We start from the raw sequence: 16,041 nt of genomic DNA on the forward strand, positions 1-16,041 counted from the left end.
GTCGGGATCCGGAGGCTGGAGCCTGCGGTCGGTGGTCAGCGGGAGCGGGCTGGGCGGCGGATGCGGTCCCACCCGTCGGGGCGCATGACGGCGCGTTCCCGGGCGGTCATGCGCTGGTGGTCAGGCGGTGGCTGTTCCTGCTGAGTTCCTGGCCTGTCCAGATACGGCACGGGTTCGAGGTCGTCGATGCCGTGGCCGGCGTCGAAGTGGTCGGAGAGGTCTTTGCCGTCGCGGGCTTGGACCACCCGCACCTCCCCCACCAGACCGTGCAGGGTGTCGGCGACCTTGGCGGCGTGCCGGTATCCGGGGCGGTCGCGGTCGGCGACCACGAACACCCGCGCTGCCCCTTTCAGCCATTGGGCGTGTTCGGGGTTCCAGGATCCGGCGCCCATGGCGTTGCAGGTCGCGACCAACCCGGCCCGTTCGGCGCGGGCCACGTCCTTTTCGCCTTCGCAGATGTAGATCTCGCGTCCGCGTTTGATCCCGTCCAGCAGTTCGGGCAGCTTCCACGGGATCGGGGCGAAACCGGTCCCCTGCCACTGCTGGCCGGTCCACTGCCGCTGGCTGAACTCCTTGGCCCGGCCGTGCTCGTGCGGGGTTTCCCGGCGCAGTACCGCGCCTTCGGTGCGGCCGTCGGGCCATTTGTAGATGTAGGCTTCGACGTCCTCCCGCGGCCCCGTCGCCGCACCAAGGTCGGGTTTTCGCATGGCGATCTCGAATCCGGCGGCCCGGATCGCTCGCTCCACCGCTGGCAACTTGCCCGGCCCGCCAGCCCGCTGTGTACTGCTGGCCGACCGGGTGTGGCGGCGCTGGCTAGGGTCGCGTTCGGGCAGGTTGTCCCACAGATCGCGCACACGCAGCCCGATGCGTTCCATCACGTCGTGGTCATCGCAGCCGTTGGCGGCGAAGCAGCGCACGATGGTCTTGTGCTGGCCTGGGTCGTAGCGGACCCCAAGGGAAGGGTTGTGGTGGCCGCCGTCGCCCTCGTGCACCGGGCACAGGAACCGGGTCCAGGTCTCCGCCGACCGGTACCCCTTCCCCGGGCCGACCCGACGCTCCAGCGCTTCCACGATCACCTGGTAGGACGCTCCCGTAGGACGCTGGTTCTCCCGGGGCCGCGCCGCCAGGGCGTGGGGGCGTTCGCGTCCCGGGGCGGTGTATTCGCAGACCTGGATCCCTGCGGCTTTGGCGAGCCCGATGGTGTGGGCGGTGCCGCGAGAGTCGGCCTGGTTGAACGCCAGGCAGATATCGGCGCCGGCGGCGACCATCTCCTGATTCCGCAGGGGCCCGGCCTTCTTGCCGTGCTGGTCCCAGTCGGCGCGGTGGACTTCGACTTTCCCGCCCCAGCCTTGCCAGATCTCGGCGGCGATGCGGTCGGCGCCGCGGGAGTCACCGTGGATCAGGACTGCTCGGCTGCCCTTGTAGGCGGCCAGGGCTTCGCGGATGGTGTCGCTGTCGGTCCACGACCGCGACCCGGTGACCAGGATCCGGAATTCGGGCAGCATCTCACCGGCTCCGTTCGATCCGGTTGCGGTGATGCCCGTTGCGGCCTGGCGCCGGCCACGGCTGCGTGTGGCTGTCGTTCCGGAGGCAGTCGGCGCGGTCGAAGGAGGCTTTGAGCACCGGTTCGGCCTGGTCGGGAGGGGCGGAGGGTTCCGGAGGGATCAGGCCCTTCTTCTCCCCGTAGGACAGCAGGACCTCGTCGGGGGCGTTCTGTACCCATTCGCGCAGTCGCTCGCTCATCACCTCGCTGTCGCGCTCGGTAGCGGCCCGATGGCGCAGGTTGGTCAGGAAACTCGCGCGCCGGCCGAGCACGCTGTCGCGCTCCTCCCGCCCGGATTCCGTGCCCAACTCCGGTGCAGGGCTGGGCCTCTCGACTTCTCCGCCGTTGCCGGCGTCGCGGCGGGCGCGGCTCCCGGAGCGCTGATCTTCGGGAGTCATTCGCGCGACTTTGCGCACAGCCTCGTCCCGTTCGCCGCGGTAGCGGTCCACCTCCCGGCCGAGATCCCGATTTCGGGCTTCCAGGGACTGCACACGGGCCTCGGCGGCGTCGAGCTGCGTGCGCAACTCGTCGCGATCCACGGTCACCGAGTCCAAACCCTGTCGCAACACGGCGATCTGGTGGTCCCGCTCCTCTTGGGCCTGCGCCAGCTTGCGGATCCGTTCCTTGATCTCCTCCAGCTCCGACGGTGTCACCTCCGGGTGGGGCCCCCGTGAGACCGGTTCGGGTGCCGGTCGGTGTTGCTGCTGTTCGGCTTGCTGCGACGCCAGGTGCCGGTCGCGGTGCTCGGTGAACTGTTCGGAGACTTCGAACGGGTCGTCGTGCTCCATGTGGAGCGGTGCGTGGGTTCCGGTCTCCCACACCACGGCCGTGACCGGCGTGGATGGTTCGATTTCCAGGTCCCGGGCCCGGGTGGCCGTCCAGTCCAGGGCCTGGGCTCGGCCGGCGTGCCAGCGCTGCTCGACCGTTTCCTGCTCCGCGCCGGGTGCCCGGTAGCGCAACTGTGTCTCGAATCGGTCGGTGTCGGTGCGGGCATGGCTGCGGTCTCGGATCGCCGCCAAGACTTCCGGTGGGGCGAAGATGCCGGCGTCGGGTTTCTGCCAGTACGTGCCGTCGCTGGTGCGGATGATGCCCAGGTGCTGCTCCAGGGCGTCGCCGACCTCGTTCGGTTCGCCGTTGCGCTCGAACAGCGTGCGCCCGGAGGGGCCGGACACCTTGATTCCGAAGGTGGTGTTGTCTGTCCACATGGTGTGGTTGAGCTCGGCGTAAGCCCACTCCAGACCCTCGCGTGTCTCGCCGTACTCCCGTGTCGCGGTCTCCGACTGGCCATCGCCGCCCGTCCAGGTCACCTCGGCTACGAACGGCTTACGCTCCTGCGCCCGGGGTCCTCCGGCGGGCTGCGGCGCCAACCTTCGGGTGGGCTGCTGGCGGTCGAACCACTGCAATTCCCGGGCGACCCGGGCCCGGTACCGCAGTGCGTCGATGCCACGGACCTTGTGAGCGCGGGCGAACAGCATCGGCATCCGGGTATCCGTGTAGGGGAATGCGGTTGCGGCGTCGAGGCCATCCAGGGCTATCCCCTGCTCGATCTTCGTGAGCCGGGAGTTGGACACGATCCGCTGCCGCAGTTCCATGCCGTGGCGGGCGACGGAGGCGGCGTCTTTCTGATGCTGTTCCCAGCTCAGCTGCGGGTCGGTGGCGCGCTGGTCGACGGCGATGATGTGCTGTTGGTAGCGGTGGATCATCTGCGAGGTCCACGACAGGTGATGGGCGCGTTCGGTCTGCTCGGTGCGGCGCTGCCGACGCAGCTCCAGGCTGATCTGGCGGCGGATCTTGCGTTTGTCCCACCAGGTCGCGGCTTGGGCGTGCAACCGCATCATGTGGGCCATCGAGTGCCCGAACTTGCGTACCTCGGCCATGATCTCGTCCTCGACGGGGCGATCGGACATATCGGTTTCTCCTTCACTAAATGGGGTGCCGCCCGGCAACGGCACCGGGAAAGTCAGGGGTCAGCGCGACCGTGTGGGTCGGGCGTCGCGGGCGGCGAGCTGCTGCTCGCGCTCCTCGCACGCAGGTTCGGTGAGCTTGAGGCGGGAGGCGTGGCCGCGGGTGCGGTCCAGGTAGAGGCTCGCGTCACTGAGTTCGTAGGCGGTGTCGTCCAGGGCATCGAGGACGGCGAGCACCTCCCGGTCAGGGGTGGTCGGCTTGCCGAGGGCGTCGACGTCGAGGGCGTCGGGGTCCTCCGCGAGGTGCCCGTAGCGGTTCCGGATGGCCCGCAGTCGGCGCTGGACCTCGCTGATCTGTTCTTCCAGTTCGCCCAGCTCGATGTACAGGTCCGAGGGCACAGGGAGAATCGGGGCGCGGTCGGTGTGGTGGTGGGTCATGGTCGGGGTGTCCTTCCTTGTTGTGGACCTGGTCAGGCCGGGGTGGTACGGCTGGTTTCGTGCTTGGCGCGCGCGTTCTCGGCACGTTTGACCGCGCGGCGGGCGGTGCGGCTGGTCGCGGATGCGGCGGCGGCGATTGCGCCGGTGAGGGCGTGGCTGGTGGAGCCGATGGCCTGCGGGATCGGCGGGCGAAGTGCGGCGTTCCACCACAGGTAGGCCAGCCACCCGGCGCTGTAGACCGCGAGCGGGCCGACCACAACGAGGGGTTCGCCCCACCCGGCGACGACTCCGAGACCAGCCACGACGGCCGAACCTTTGGCGCTGCCGCGGATAAGCCGGGCCCGCGCAGCCCTGGCCGCGGCCTCGCGCTCGACCGCCTCGCCGCCGATCCCGTCCGTGCACTGCCCGGGAGCCTCGTCTTTGACCAGCCGCAGCGTCGGTGTGCCCGAATCGGCGGAGGACGGGGCTTTCGCGGGCGGCCGGACGATATCCTCGTCGGGCGGAGAACCGTCGGCGAGAACGGCGTTGAGGTAGTCGGTGAATTCGTCGCCGATGATGTCGGCGATCTCGCGCGGGTCCTCCCACTTCTGCTGGTCGGCGTCGTGGTCGTTGTCGTCGGGTTCGGGGTTTTCGGGGCGGTTGTTGATACGCATGACGCACTGGTCCTTTCGAATGGATGGAGAAACCGGGCCGGTCAGGCCGCGGCGCCGCCCTCAGCGGCAGGCTTGCGGGAACCGTGGGGCTTCTTCTCGGCGGCCTTTTCGGCGGCGGGAGTGCCCGGCAGCGGCGTGGTTTCGTCCTTCTTGACCTGCACGACCCGGCCCCACTGCGCGCGACGGCCGCGGCCGTAGACGACGTCGCCGGTGTCGAACTGGCGCAGGATGTCGGGGTCGACCAGCCAGCCCTCGCCCACCGAGATCTGGCCTTCGTCGCCGTGACGCTGGCCTTTGATCAAATGCCGCGACGGCAGCGGCATGCGGACGGTGCCGAGGTGCTTGCACAGGTCACCGGCGTTCTCGTTGTAGCCGAGGATCAACCCACCAGCACACGACTTCAAAAGCCGGTTCAGCGACCACTCATCGGCGGCCAGGCCCTCGGCGGACTGCGCGGCGAACGCCAGCGCCACGCCCTGGGAACGGCCGCGCTCGCACACGTCGATCAGGCCGATGGAGCCTTTGTTGGTGGTGGTCGCCGAGACTTCGTCGATGATCACGGTGACGCTGCGCCGCTGGTCCTTGGCGGTGCGGCCGGCGCGCTGCATCACCATCCGCAGGATCGAGGCGACCTGGGCGCGGGCGGCGTCCTTGTCCAGACCCGGGACCGTCACGTAGAGGACGTCGAGGTCGTTGAGGTCTTTGCCGCCGTCGAACACCATCTGCCCGTTGTGGTCCTTGAGCAGGTCGAACAGGTTGGTGGCCTTGATCAGCATGTCGTCGATCTGGTCGACCTTCTCCCCCTGCAACGCCGCGATCATGCGCTTGACGTCGGGCGAGTTGCCCCAGATATCGAGCAGCTTTCGGCCGTTGAGGCGTTCGACGAACTCCGTCGAGGACCGCGGCGGACCGACCGGCGGATCCACCACCAGCGACACCACGCGCCGACGCAGTTCGTCGAAGTGCTGGCCCTCGCTGGTGGATGCTTCACCAGCGGTGAACATCTCGCCGAATACGCCCCGCATATCCCGCGCCGGCATGTTGAAAGCGTCCAACCGGTCGAACTCGGGCACGATCGCGATGCGGGCCGGCTCGACGCCTTTTCGCAGCGCCAGGTCCCGGACCTCACGGCCGAGGATCCGGTCGTCTTCGCCGCCTTTGCACGACACCAGCACCAGCAGCGGGCGCGGGTGCTTGCGGCGCATCGCGGGGACGTCTTTCCAGCGCTGCCAGCCGTTCCACTCGTATTCGAACTTGCCGAACGCGTAGCGCTTGATCAACTCGGTCTTGCCGCCGCCGGTGCCCGCCACGATCCCGACGTGCCGCTGGGCCTGCTTGTGCGGGACCACCAGCCAGTTCTCGTGGCGCGCGGTCAGCTCCTGCCACACGCCCGAGGGCTTTGAGGTCGTGATGTCGGCCAGAGGACCGAGCACGATCCCATCCGCGCTGGTGAACGGAGCACCGTACTTCGCGGCGCGGGCCGCTCGGGCGAACTTGCGGGCGACCATCGCGTCCTTCACCCGCTCGGTGCGCGCCAGCGACTTGAGGCCGACGGTGTGAGTCTTGTGCACGAACTGCGCCCACCAGTACGTCGCCGCCAGCGCCGCGATCGGGGCGCCGAGGGTCAGCATCATCCGAACCCCACCCAGGTCACCGTCGGCGACCCGGGAGGCGCCGGACCACAGCAGGGAGGCCGGGACGGACCAGGATCCGCCCATCAGCGCCGAAGACGCCGGCAGCAACAGCGAGGCGACGGCAAAGTTCCGCAGCCGGTGCGGGGACAGCGGCCACTGGGCGGCCACGGCCACGATCATCACCAACAGGGCGACGATCACCACCCCACACACAGTCGCGGCGCTCGCGGCGTCGCCGACCGTGCTCAGGTCGATGGACGGGAGGTCCCAGCCCTCGATGTGCTTGATCGGCGGCGCTTCTGGGGTGATCGGCCCCGCGTGGTCAGGCTCCGCGCCGGGGGCGGGGACCGATTCGGGTGCGGCCGGTGGCGTGGGTATGTTGGTGCCGAGGGGGTCGCAGTCCTTCGGCGTGATCAGTGAGTGGCATTCGGGATTGCTCATGATGCTTCCTGAGTGAGATGAAGTCCGGAACGGCCACGACGGGCGGCGTGCTTCTGGTGGAGGGCAGCCAGATAGCTGCTCCATTCGTCGTCGAAATCACCGGTGGCCCACAGCAGCCGGTCATGCCCGGGACGCAATTCACGCGGCAGCCGGGCGTAAGCGGCTTGGACCAGGTCCAAGACCCGGGCCGAGCGGCACAGGTAGAGCAGCCCGACAATCTGCTCCTCTTCGGCCTCCAGCGCCGAGCGCACCGCGCCGGCCAGCGCAGCGTCCATGTGGGCGCGTTCGCGTTTCGGGGTCAGCTCAACTTCCAGCGCCCACCACCCGCGCGTGCCGTCGACCTCCCCGTAGAACCGGCCATCGTGGACATGCGGGCGATTGCGCTTCGGATCCCGGCTCGTGCTGAACAGCATCGGCCGCGACTTCGACTCATTGGCTGCCAGTTCCGCACGTCGGCGCAGGTGACGCTCGGATACCCACAAGGTGGGGTCGTTGCCGACCAGCATGATCCGCGCCTGCGCCACCGCCCGGTAGTGCTCGGCATACATCAGCGGCGGCGTCCAATCCGCCGGCCGCCACCCCAAATACCGGGCCGCGGTGTCCCGCTTGGGCACCACCCACGCCCGGCCGCGCTGCACCTGCTTCAACGGATGCACCTGACCGGACCTGATCAAGCCGTTGGCCAGGTCGTAGGCACTGGAGACCGTGGTGGACAAGAACCAGGCCAGCACATCGACCTGCATTGCGTGCATATCCACCAGCCCGGCCACGGCCACGTCCTGGCGCGCGGTCGTCCTGCCGCTGACCGGAGCCGCGAGGATACGGCCCAGGGAGCCGTAGGGGACACCGATCTCGTCGGCGACCTCCCGCTTCGTCATCCCCTGCGCCCGGAGCGCGGCCGCCTCGCCCAGGCACGCCTCGACCTTCGCCAGCGAGATCCCCAACTTCCGGGCGATCTGGCCATAGGTCAGTCCCTGGTCACGCAGGCCCGAGGTGATCTCCGCGCGGTGACGGCGCTCCAGGCCGGCGTACCGCTTCTCCTCGTCGGGGTTCATCGCGCCACCCCCGCCACCTGGTCACGCGGGACACACGATCCCGCCGGCTCCGCAGGTACACCCGCGTTCGCCGACCGGCAGACGTTCGGGGACGGCTCGTAGCTCTGCTGATCGATCCACGCCGCGGTGCAGCCGCCCATCCCGATCAGGATCAGCGCAGCCCAGGCCACCAACTGGCCCGTGATCGGCAGTGCCCGAATCGGGGCAAATACTGCGCCTGTGCCAGTGAACTCGGGGCCGGCCATGCTCTGAAAGGCGTGATTGCCGCGCACCCGGTCGTAATGTGTTGGCCCGTTCACCGCGACCGCCCCCGCTCGACTCCGAGAAGCAGCTGCACCGGATCGTGTGTGTACGCACTCATCGACGCACCCCCGTCCGGCGACTGAACCGCCACAGCGCGATCGCGCCCAGCAGCATCACCGCGAATCCGACAATCTCGGGCTCGACCAGCACCAAGTAACCGATCGAGAGGGCCGCGATCCCGAAGAAGAAAGTCCGTGGCCGCATCAGGAATCACCGGCCCTGGCACTTTTCGCCCCACGGCGGCGACGTGACTGCGCCGATTTGAGCGCTAGCCGGGTGAAGTGCGCTCGCCGCGCGCTATCAGCACGGAACGCCCGTTCTTCCGGGCTCAGCAGCCCATCCGGATCCACGAGACGTTCGAACTTGCTCCACATAGCCGCACGGGCCTTCTCCGTACGTGCAGTTCTGTCAGTTGTCCTGGCCCAGGACTCATAGGCTGCGATCCGCGCTCGCATAGAGCGCTCAGTCGGCGTGCTCATACCGCACGACCTGCGGCAGCGAATCGATCGACTACGATAAACATGCTTCAGGGGCTCCGATCTCTGAAGTGGCAAAGAATGCTGAAGCGGCTGGAACCGCTTTGGTGCTGAACTCCCCGGTAGCTGGAACTGCCGGGGAGTTCTTTTTTCGCTCATCACGAATCGCTGGAACAATCCGCATGAGCGAACAAAACCTTGCTGTGCTTCTCCTTTCGCCCTGAGGGGTGAACTTCTATAGCTCTAAGAATGCTCGAAGGCGGAGTCGTGCGGTGTGCCAATCTGTCACCGCACCTCAGGGTGGCTAGCCACCCCTAACGCTACCAGACCTCTGGACTAATGGCTAGCCACCATGACATGCTGTTACACATGCCAAGCAAGCATCTGAATCCGGCTCGCGTGTATCGGCCCGACGTTGAGCTGTACGAGCGCGCTCAGGCGGCCGTGGCGTCGGTCGACTCGAACATGAACGCCCACATCATCGAATTCTTGCGCTGGGTGGCAGGCGATACCGACAATCTGCCCGCTCGCCCAAAGTCCACGAAAAGTGGACGGGCGCAGATAAAGTGATTCCTATCTCGAAATACCGAACTTACTGAGCCTCAGATACTGCGGACCAGGCGTCTCGGACAATCTCCGCGATGCTCGAACGTTCAGGTGACCAGTTCAGTTCGGACATAGCCTTCGCGGGGTCACTCACTAGCGCCTCGGGTTCACTCACGGGGGGACGATGCTCCAGCGGAATTTGCCGTCCCGTCACGCGCTCGGCGGCCGCCACCACATCCAGAACGCTGTACCCAACCCCACTGCCGATGTTGTATCGCGTCGACTTCCCCGCGGCCGGAAGGTGTTCTACACAAGCCACGAAGGCCGCCGCGGCATCAGCTACATGCAGATAGTCGCGTACCGCTGCTCCTTCTCCGTTTACCGGCAGTGGCCCATGCCCCATAGCAGCAGCGAGGACCCGAGGTACCAGCCGAGTCGGATCCGGGTCGAGTCCACCAGCGACGTTCAGCATCCTGACCGTGATGGCAGAGATTCCAGCACCCTTTGCTTGCGCCTCAACAGCTAGCTCCGCGGCGAGCTTGCTGCTCGCATAGGGATGCGGCGGCGCGTCGGGCATGTCTTCGACCATCGGCTGACTTTTCGGTGTTCCGTATATCGAGCCCGTCGACGCGAGGACGATCTTCTTCACCCCAGCGCGAGCCATAGCGTCCAGCAGTGCGATGGTCCCGGCAGTATTCACGCGGAAGTATTTGAGGGGCTCAGTGAGCGATTCGCGGGCCCGAGCGACGCCGGCAAGATGGCATACCACGTCGACCCCTTCCATCGTCTGACGAAGGGCGTGCACATCGAGGAGATCAGCCAACCGAACTTCAGTGGCACCGGCAACCGTTGCCCCGGCGGCGCGAACCATAGCTACGGGGCTGTGCCCAGCCGCGGCCAAGGCCGCGACAACCTCCCGACCGACATAGCCGTTTGCCCCCGTGACGAGTACGCGCATGCTCCGATCATGTCATCACGGCAGCAGAAGATCGCGATACTTCCAGGTGAGAGCTACACAGGCAGCAGCTGATGCAGCGAGAGGCTCATGGTTGAGGATCCGACGAACGGTAGCAGGGGTCCATTTGATCCCGACCGTCCCAACTTCCGAGGGATAGATTTCACCCTCGGAGTTCTGGGACACCATGTCAGCGAACACCACGTCGAATACATCCGAGTCGATGACCGCCACTGTCAGGATTTCGCCCGCTGGCGCCAGTGGGTCCATGCCGATTCCGAAGCACCACGCGCGAACTTTGCCAGCACGACGCCCCTCGGTGAGAGTCCGAAAAGGTTCATCGTCATAGTCCACTGGCGTTCCACTACTGCCGTCGTGCTCGGGCGCGTCGAGGAACTCCTCCGAGAACTCGCGAAGCATGTTCCGCCATAGATCGAAGTCGCGCGCGACGTTCGCAGGGCCAATGGCTGCGGGCTGGAAAACTCCTGCGGGAATGATGTGGGTGAGCCCCGCTGCAAGCGTAACTTTCGTCGATCCGCGCCGGTGAAGGAAAAAGGTATCGCCATCGGGAGCACGTCGGATCGTCAAGGTGTTGATGCTCGGCAGCACCGGCCGGCGCCCAGTATCGAAGAGGTCGCCAACCATGGCTCGGAATGGCAGATCCTTCAGGTCGAGACTCCGATTCCTTCCCTTCGAAATCCAGGCAGCCGCGGTCTCGTGGGCGATCACTTCACATACATCGACCATGTCGAAGTACGTTGTGAGACCAAATCTCATATGACAGCCCGAAGTACCGAAAGAGACGTTGAGCAGCCGATACGATGTGCGGTTCTCGAAGAGGGTCGGCCGGGCGACACTCCGGATCGCCTGGCTGTAGCGTCCGTACCGCGCTCCGTTCGGTCGCACCGGCCTATACCGCTCGGACTCCAATTCGCTTCCGTCCAGAACAGGCGCGGGAGGGTCAGCGTCAAATTCAAGTTGAATGTCATCTAGGTCGACGGGTGTCGGTGCCATCCAACCGGGGCGGGTAACACAAGTGGTCCCTTCGATGCCGCATACAGGATCCCAGTAGAGGCGTGCCGCAGCCGCCGTGAGCGCATGGCGGTTCTGGTTCAGTGTTTGCCGTACCAGTCGCCAGTCTGTCACAGCAGAGGTGCGCTCGCCCTGGCCTTGATCGGGCGCATCCAGTAGGCCGAAGGTCTCGGGGGGAAGGTCCATCGCCTGGGCAAAGCGGCGCAACTGCTCAACATCTCGACACGTTCGCGCACCGCTGACGTACTTCGACACCAACGTACGATCGACGCCGAGTACGCGGGCCATCTCCGCATGCCCGGACAAGCCGTGCGCCCGCATATAGGCCTTGATCACCTCACCCAGATTTGCGTTATACGCAGGTACTGACATAAGGATCCACCCATCCAGTGACCGACAAAAAACGGTGGCTAGCCACCAAAAATCTTACCAGCTTGAGCGGTGGATAGCCACCACCGGAAAGGCGCACTTACAGCTTGTCCCCCAGCCGTGCGCGCCTGTGCGCCGTCTTTGCCCGCTCGGTCGCGACCGACTTTCCGTACCGATCGAGCATCTGACGCGACCGCCAGCCCGCAAGCATCATCAGGTCCTGCTCCTGACCACCGTTGGCCAGCCAGTTATGGGCGAACCAGTGGCGCAGCATGTGCGGATGAATGTGCTCGATGCCCGCAGCCTTGGCCCGGCGCTCCAGCATCTGACGAACGCCGTGATCCGTCATCGGACCCTGCCGGCCAAGCCAGAGACGGTCACTCTTCGATCCGAATGGATGCTGAGCCCTCGCCCGCAGGTAGCGACGCAGAGCGATCCTGGTCTTGTCGCCGAATGGCGAGGACCGCGGCCGGCCACCCTTTCCGATGACGAGAGCCGTATCCTCCTCGAAATCCAGGGCGTCGACCCTGAGGTTGGCTACCTCGCCGCACCGGCAACCCGTGTCGGCGAACAGCCTGATGATGGCGTTGTCCCGCCTCGACTCGAAATCCGTACCCGCGCATTCCTCCAGAAGCGTACGAAGCGACTCCAGAGACGGCACCGGCACCAACTTGTCCGGCGCGTCGGGGAGAGACATCTTGTCGAACGGATCGGCTTCGATGATCTCCTCAGCGGCAAGATACTTGAAGAACTGCTGGAGACTCCGGTACTGGCTCCGTGCGTACTGCGGCGACAACGGCGCACCAGTCCGGCGATTCGTCCGCTGCAACAGGCTTTCGATGTAGGCGCCGATATGGTCCCTGGTGATGTCAGGTGCGTTGGTGGGCAGGGACTCCGCCAGCAGGTAATCGGCAAAGTACCCGATATGGACGCGGTACACCTCGACCGTCTTGGGTCGCCGGTTCTTGCGTCGAAGCTCGGTCGCGAAGTCCTCGACAAGTTCGCGAATATCGTCCAGATTCACGGTCCCCACCACCTGAGGGTACCGCAATAATCTATTCGTCGAAGAGCGCTGTTCTAGATCGAAAGCTCTCGACAGTTTCACATAACCCCAGGTGAGGGGCCTTTTGTGGGGCGGGTGGGGCTCGAACCCACGACCAATGGATTATGAGTCCACGGCTCTAACCGACTGAGCTACCGCCCCATGCCGCGACCAGGGGTCGCAAGTGTGGGATGGTACCCGCTCGGCGGAACGGTGGCCAATTGCCGGTTCCGGGGTACGCGCGCAGTTCTGACCCTGTGGAGCGCGGCAGATCGGGGCGATCGGCCGGATGACCCACCGCCCCGGACCAGTCATCCGCGGCCGCAGACCCGGTTCAGTTCGGTGGTGTAGGGGTCGAGGTCGGTGACGTTGTCGTCGACCAGCGCGTTCGCGTAGCCGGTGATCGCGGCCTTCTCCTCACCTTGCGCGAGAACCGCCAGACCGTTCAGCCGCTCGGACAGCGCTGTCGCGGTTGCCGCGTCCATGGTGCCGCCGCTCATATCGATCGCGGCGTTGACGAACTCGATGGCCCGGTCGCACAGGGGTGATTGGGCCTGGGCAGGGGCAGCGGGCAGGAAGAGTAGAAGGGCCGCGGTCGCGGTGAGCGCGGTGGCGAACGACGTCGTTTTGATCATGTGGCTTCAATCCCTCTCAGAACCCGGCCGGAGAATGATGCCACAATGCGTCCGAAGGGATGTCGTCGGCGAAGGAGGGGTTGTGGCCGGGTTGTTCGTGCGGGCGTTGCAGGCGCATCAGTGGGTGTACGAGAAGAGCGGTGGGCTGGTGGGACACCGGCTGCTGTTCGGGAATCCGACGCTGCTGCTGCGGACCGTGGGGCGGAAAACCGGCCTGCCGCGGACTTCGGCGCTGACCTACGCGAAGGACGGGGCGGATTTTCTGGTGACCGCTTCCAACGGTGGGTCGCCGCGGCCGCCGGGGTGGCTGGCGAATGTGAAAGCGCGGCCCGAGTGTGAGATCCAAGTGGGGCGGCGCGTGATTCCGGTTGTTGCCCGGGCGACTCTGCCCGATGATCCGGAATACACGCGCCGCTGGGGTTTGGTGGACGCGGTGAACAAGGGTCGGTACAGCGAATACCAGAAGAAGACCCGGCGCCCGATTGCGGTGGTGGTGCTGTCGCCCGCGCAGGGAGCGAATCAGTCGGAGTAGCTTTCCGATCCGACCCGCGCCCGAGTTCTGCGCGATACGAGGTCCTCCGGCGGCCGGCTGGCGAGATGGACGACGGAGGCAACGAGAATCAGGATTGCGAGTACTACCAATGCGGTAACCACGGCACGCACAGTAATGGGGCGCGGGGGGCGCTGCACCCGAGAACGGTCTATGCCTGTTCATGAATTACGTTGTTTGGTAAGCGAATTCGCAAGTAACCCAATATTCTTCGCAGTACGCGCCAGTACACCGGATTATTTGAGACACAGGCGGGGATCTACGAACATTCTGTGGAAATGCGGAGTTCCAACGTATATCAAATTGATATAATTCGGGCGCGCCGCGCCGACTCGGAATCGAATACCCAAGGGCCACAACAAGTTCGAAAACCCGTGCGCCCGTCGGCGAAGCCGGCAGGATTCCCGAGCGCGCTCTACCGAATAATACACGCAACTATCGGTTACATCCATTTCACCGGCGGACGGAACATACGCGAAGCCATCGGCCACCTGTTCCGATGCCGTGCACTGCGAGACGCGTCGGCCGCCTGATCAGCAACCACCGCCTCCGCCACCACCACCGCAGCCTCCTCCCCCACCGCCGCCACCGCAGCTGCTCCCACCACCACAGCTGCTTCCGCCGCCGCTCGATCCGCTGTCACCGGAACTCCAAGCGCCGGAACCACTGTTATAGGTCCAGCCGCCCGGTCGCCTTCCGCCCCCGGCACCCGTCCCCCGGCGTACGCCGGAGCCCGCCTTGCTGATCAGCAGGACGAGTCCCACGATCACCCCCACACAGAGCAGGCCCATCATCAAGAGGACGAAGAACCCCAGAAAGATATCCATGACTCCACGGTAGCGACGAACGGTGCGGCGGCGCACCGGCTTACACGGTCAGGCCGGGGAGACGGCCGGTATGCGGACCCCATCGGATGCCGCCCCGGGCCGGGCACCACGACCTCCCGCGCGCCCGGATAATGGCGGTGTGTTCACTTTCGCCCGATCCCGGCGCCGCCGTATCGATCCCGCCACCGTGGAAGAGGCTGTTCGTGAACTCGAACTTCCCGAGGCCGTGTACAAGACCTGCCCCTGGGAACCACGCGACCTCGTGGCCACCGGATTGCGGCAGTGGTTGCGCTGCTGCGGGCCGGCGCTGGCCGACGATCAGGTGATCGGGATGCCGTCGCGGGCGGTGGACGAGGCGTGGCACGGGTTCATCCTGTGCACCCGGCGCTATGCCGATTTCTGCGATCGGGCCTATGGGCGGTTCCTGCACCACCATCCGGACGGCGCGGGGCCCACCGACGCCGGTGATATGGCGGGACAGTTGGGGCGAACCGTCGTGGCCTGGTCGCTGGCCGCCCGGCCCGCCGAGGAGTGCGTGCTGTGGGATCTGGACTCCCGGCTCGGGCTGCCGGACCCCTGGGGCATCCCGGCGCAGCGGGTCGCGGAGATCGAGGCCACACTGCGCGAGCGCGCGCACGGGCACTGACCGGCTACCGTTCCGCTAAATACGCCCGAAACGGGCAATCCGGAAACCAAGGGCGTATTCTCCTGCGGTATCTTCGGCGGGGTGAGTTACTCAGCCGCCGCAGCGGTCACCACCGAACTTGCCCTGATGCCGGGTTTCCTCGACCCGGTGAATCTGCTCAATTCGTTCGGCACCTGGGTGTTGCTGGGCCTACTCCTCGTGGTGTTCATCGAATCGGGTCTGCTGTTCCCTCTGCTGCCCGGTGATTCACTGCTGTTCACCGCAGGGCTCATCGCCGCGTCCAAGTCGACCGAAATCGAACCCTTCGCGCCCATCGGGGTACTCCTCGTACTGATTCCGATCGCGGCGATCGCCGGCGACCAGGTCGGATACCTGATCGGGTCACGGGGCGGAACGGCGTTGTTCAAGAGCAACGACGCGAAGATATTCAAGAAGTCCTATATCGACGAGTCACACGCGTTTTTCGAGAAGCACGGGCCGATCACCATCGTGCTGGCCCGGTTCGTGCCCATTGTGCGCACCTACGCACCGCTGGTGGCGGGCGCGGCGAAGATGAAGTATTCGGTGTTCCTCACCTACAACGTGCTCGGTGGTGTGCTGTGGGGCGCGGGGGTCACGATGCTGGGTTATCTGCTCGGGCAGATCGAGTTCGTGCGCGACAATATCGACTACATCTTCCTGCTGATCGTCGCCGTGTCGGTGCTGCCCATCGTGTGGGAGGTGTTCAAGCGGTACCGGTCGGGACGGACGGGGAACTCCGCGCCGAAGGACAGCGACGAACCGGTCGACCACCCCGCCGCCTGATACGCACGCCCTTCGGCCATACCTGCGGGCGGGTGGGCACGGACGCCGACCCCGGGCGCACCGGGTGCCGCATTCGGCACGGACCTCCGCACCTCGGCATGCTGTTCCCAGCATTCGGTGGCCGCGTCGTTCGGCCGTTCCCGCGCGCACCTCTGCGACTGCCTCCGAGCCGGCGTCAGCAGTGCGCC

At 66.1% G+C, this 16,041-nt stretch carries 15 protein-coding genes and 1 tRNA gene; 4 read left to right on the forward strand and 12 right to left on the reverse strand.

Features of this window, described 5'->3' with window-relative positions; all coding sequences use genetic code 11:
• Positions 1-35: 35 nt before the first annotated feature.
• The 7 genes from ACQEVO_RS22335 to ACQEVO_RS22365 all read right to left on the reverse strand — a co-directional run bounded on the left by ACQEVO_RS22335 (position 36) and on the right by ACQEVO_RS22365 (position 8,175).
• Positions 36-1,505 (reverse strand): SLOG family protein, encoded by a 1,470-nt coding sequence (locus ACQEVO_RS22335; RefSeq protein ID WP_432916327.1) that lies wholly within the window; start codon positions 1,503-1,505, stop codon positions 36-38.
• A gap of 1 nt (position 1,506) precedes the next feature.
• Positions 1,507-3,495: a hypothetical protein gene (locus ACQEVO_RS22340; protein ID WP_432916330.1), complete on the reverse strand. Its 1,989-nt coding sequence runs from the start codon at positions 3,493-3,495 to the stop codon at positions 1,507-1,509.
• 15 nt (positions 3,496-3,510) lie between these two features.
• Positions 3,511-3,885 (reverse strand): hypothetical protein, encoded by a 375-nt coding sequence (locus ACQEVO_RS22345; RefSeq protein ID WP_432916333.1) that lies wholly within the window; start codon positions 3,883-3,885, stop codon positions 3,511-3,513.
• 32 nt (positions 3,886-3,917) lie between these two features.
• On the reverse strand, positions 3,918-4,538 hold the full coding sequence (locus ACQEVO_RS22350) for a hypothetical protein (RefSeq protein ID WP_432916336.1): 621 nt from the start codon (positions 4,536-4,538) through the stop codon (positions 3,918-3,920).
• Positions 4,539-4,579: 41 nt separating this feature from the next.
• The gene (locus ACQEVO_RS22355) at positions 4,580-6,613 is read right to left on the reverse strand and encodes a hypothetical protein (RefSeq protein WP_432916338.1); all 2,034 of its coding nucleotides are present in this window, start codon (positions 6,611-6,613) and stop codon (positions 4,580-4,582) included.
• A complete protein-coding gene (locus tag ACQEVO_RS22360; RefSeq protein WP_432916341.1) occupies positions 6,610-7,668 on the reverse strand; it encodes a hypothetical protein in 1,059 nt (352 codons plus the stop codon). The genes ACQEVO_RS22355 and ACQEVO_RS22360 overlap by 4 nt, the downstream gene beginning before the upstream one ends.
• Before the next feature lie 357 nt (positions 7,669-8,025).
• Positions 8,026-8,175 carry a hypothetical protein gene (locus tag ACQEVO_RS22365; protein ID WP_432916344.1) on the reverse strand — a complete coding sequence of 50 codons (150 nt, stop codon included), beginning with the start codon at positions 8,173-8,175 and terminating at the stop codon, positions 8,026-8,028.
• Between the two features lie 641 nt (positions 8,176-8,816).
• Between ACQEVO_RS22365 and ACQEVO_RS22370 the strand changes: the two genes are divergently transcribed.
• Positions 8,817-9,017 (forward strand): hypothetical protein, encoded by a 201-nt coding sequence (locus ACQEVO_RS22370; protein ID WP_432916347.1) that lies wholly within the window; start codon positions 8,817-8,819, stop codon positions 9,015-9,017.
• 22 nt (positions 9,018-9,039) lie between these two features.
• On the opposite strand, the gene ACQEVO_RS22375 is transcribed toward ACQEVO_RS22370, so the two are convergent.
• The 5 genes from ACQEVO_RS22375 to ACQEVO_RS22395 form a co-directional block, all read right to left on the reverse strand.
• Positions 9,040-9,951, reverse strand: a complete 912-nt coding sequence (locus tag ACQEVO_RS22375; protein WP_432916350.1) for an NAD-dependent epimerase/dehydratase family protein — start codon at positions 9,949-9,951, stop codon at positions 9,040-9,042.
• 15 nt (positions 9,952-9,966) lie between these two features.
• Positions 9,967-11,316 carry a helix-turn-helix domain-containing protein gene (locus tag ACQEVO_RS22380; RefSeq protein WP_432916357.1) on the reverse strand — a complete coding sequence of 450 codons (1,350 nt, stop codon included), beginning with the start codon at positions 11,314-11,316 and terminating at the stop codon, positions 9,967-9,969.
• Positions 11,317-11,449: 133 nt separating this feature from the next.
• Positions 11,450-12,373, reverse strand: coding sequence for a tyrosine-type recombinase/integrase (locus tag ACQEVO_RS22385; protein WP_432916358.1), 924 nt, complete (start codon positions 12,371-12,373; stop codon positions 11,450-11,452).
• 106 nt (positions 12,374-12,479) lie between these two features.
• Positions 12,480-12,553, reverse strand: a tRNA-Ile gene (locus ACQEVO_RS22390).
• A gap of 149 nt (positions 12,554-12,702) precedes the next feature.
• Complete coding sequence (locus tag ACQEVO_RS22395; RefSeq protein WP_432916361.1) at positions 12,703-13,026, reverse strand: hypothetical protein; 324 nt, start codon at positions 13,024-13,026, stop codon at positions 12,703-12,705.
• A gap of 82 nt (positions 13,027-13,108) precedes the next feature.
• Between ACQEVO_RS22395 and ACQEVO_RS22400 the strand changes: the two genes are divergently transcribed.
• The 3 genes from ACQEVO_RS22400 to ACQEVO_RS22410 all read left to right on the forward strand — a co-directional run bounded on the left by ACQEVO_RS22400 (position 13,109) and on the right by ACQEVO_RS22410 (position 15,853).
• Positions 13,109-13,558 carry a nitroreductase family deazaflavin-dependent oxidoreductase gene (locus ACQEVO_RS22400; protein WP_432916364.1) on the forward strand — a complete coding sequence of 150 codons (450 nt, stop codon included), beginning with the start codon at positions 13,109-13,111 and terminating at the stop codon, positions 13,556-13,558.
• Positions 13,559-14,542: 984 nt separating this feature from the next.
• On the forward strand, positions 14,543-15,049 hold the full coding sequence (locus ACQEVO_RS22405) for a glycine-rich domain-containing protein (protein WP_432916367.1): 507 nt from the start codon (positions 14,543-14,545) through the stop codon (positions 15,047-15,049).
• Between the two features lie 126 nt (positions 15,050-15,175).
• The gene (locus ACQEVO_RS22410; RefSeq protein WP_432922910.1) at positions 15,176-15,853 is read left to right on the forward strand and encodes a VTT domain-containing protein; all 678 of its coding nucleotides are present in this window, start codon (positions 15,176-15,178) and stop codon (positions 15,851-15,853) included.
• Positions 15,854-16,041: the final 188 nt, after the last annotated feature.

Source organism: Nocardia sp. CA-290969 (genome assembly GCF_050936135.1).
Lineage (GTDB): Bacteria > Actinomycetota > Actinomycetes > Mycobacteriales > Mycobacteriaceae > Nocardia.

What these genes read in the sequence shown, in the direction of transcription:
- ACQEVO_RS22335 (WP_432916327.1), bottom strand. Translation starts at nt 1,505, where the DNA reads ATGCTGCCCGAATTCCGGATCCTGGTCACCGGGTCGCGGTCGTGGACC.
- ACQEVO_RS22345 (WP_432916333.1), bottom strand. Translation starts at nt 3,885, where the DNA reads ATGACCCACCACCACACCGACCGCGCCCCGATTCTCCCTGTGCCCTCG.
- ACQEVO_RS22350 (WP_432916336.1), bottom strand. Translation starts at nt 4,538, where the DNA reads ATGCGTATCAACAACCGCCCCGAAAACCCCGAACCCGACGACAACGAC.
- ACQEVO_RS22355 (WP_432916338.1), bottom strand. Translation starts at nt 6,613, where the DNA reads ATGAGCAATCCCGAATGCCACTCACTGATCACGCCGAAGGACTGCGAC.
- ACQEVO_RS22360 (WP_432916341.1), bottom strand. Translation starts at nt 7,668, where the DNA reads ATGAACCCCGACGAGGAGAAGCGGTACGCCGGCCTGGAGCGCCGTCAC.
- ACQEVO_RS22365 (WP_432916344.1), bottom strand. Translation starts at nt 8,175, where the DNA reads ATGCGGCCACGGACTTTCTTCTTCGGGATCGCGGCCCTCTCGATCGGT.
- ACQEVO_RS22370 (WP_432916347.1), top strand. Translation starts at nt 8,817, where the DNA reads ATGCCAAGCAAGCATCTGAATCCGGCTCGCGTGTATCGGCCCGACGTT.
- ACQEVO_RS22375 (WP_432916350.1), bottom strand. Translation starts at nt 9,951, where the DNA reads ATGCGCGTACTCGTCACGGGGGCAAACGGCTATGTCGGTCGGGAGGTT.
- ACQEVO_RS22395 (WP_432916361.1), bottom strand. Translation starts at nt 13,026, where the DNA reads ATGATCAAAACGACGTCGTTCGCCACCGCGCTCACCGCGACCGCGGCC.
- ACQEVO_RS22410 (WP_432922910.1), top strand. Translation starts at nt 15,176, where the DNA reads ATGCCGGGTTTCCTCGACCCGGTGAATCTGCTCAATTCGTTCGGCACC.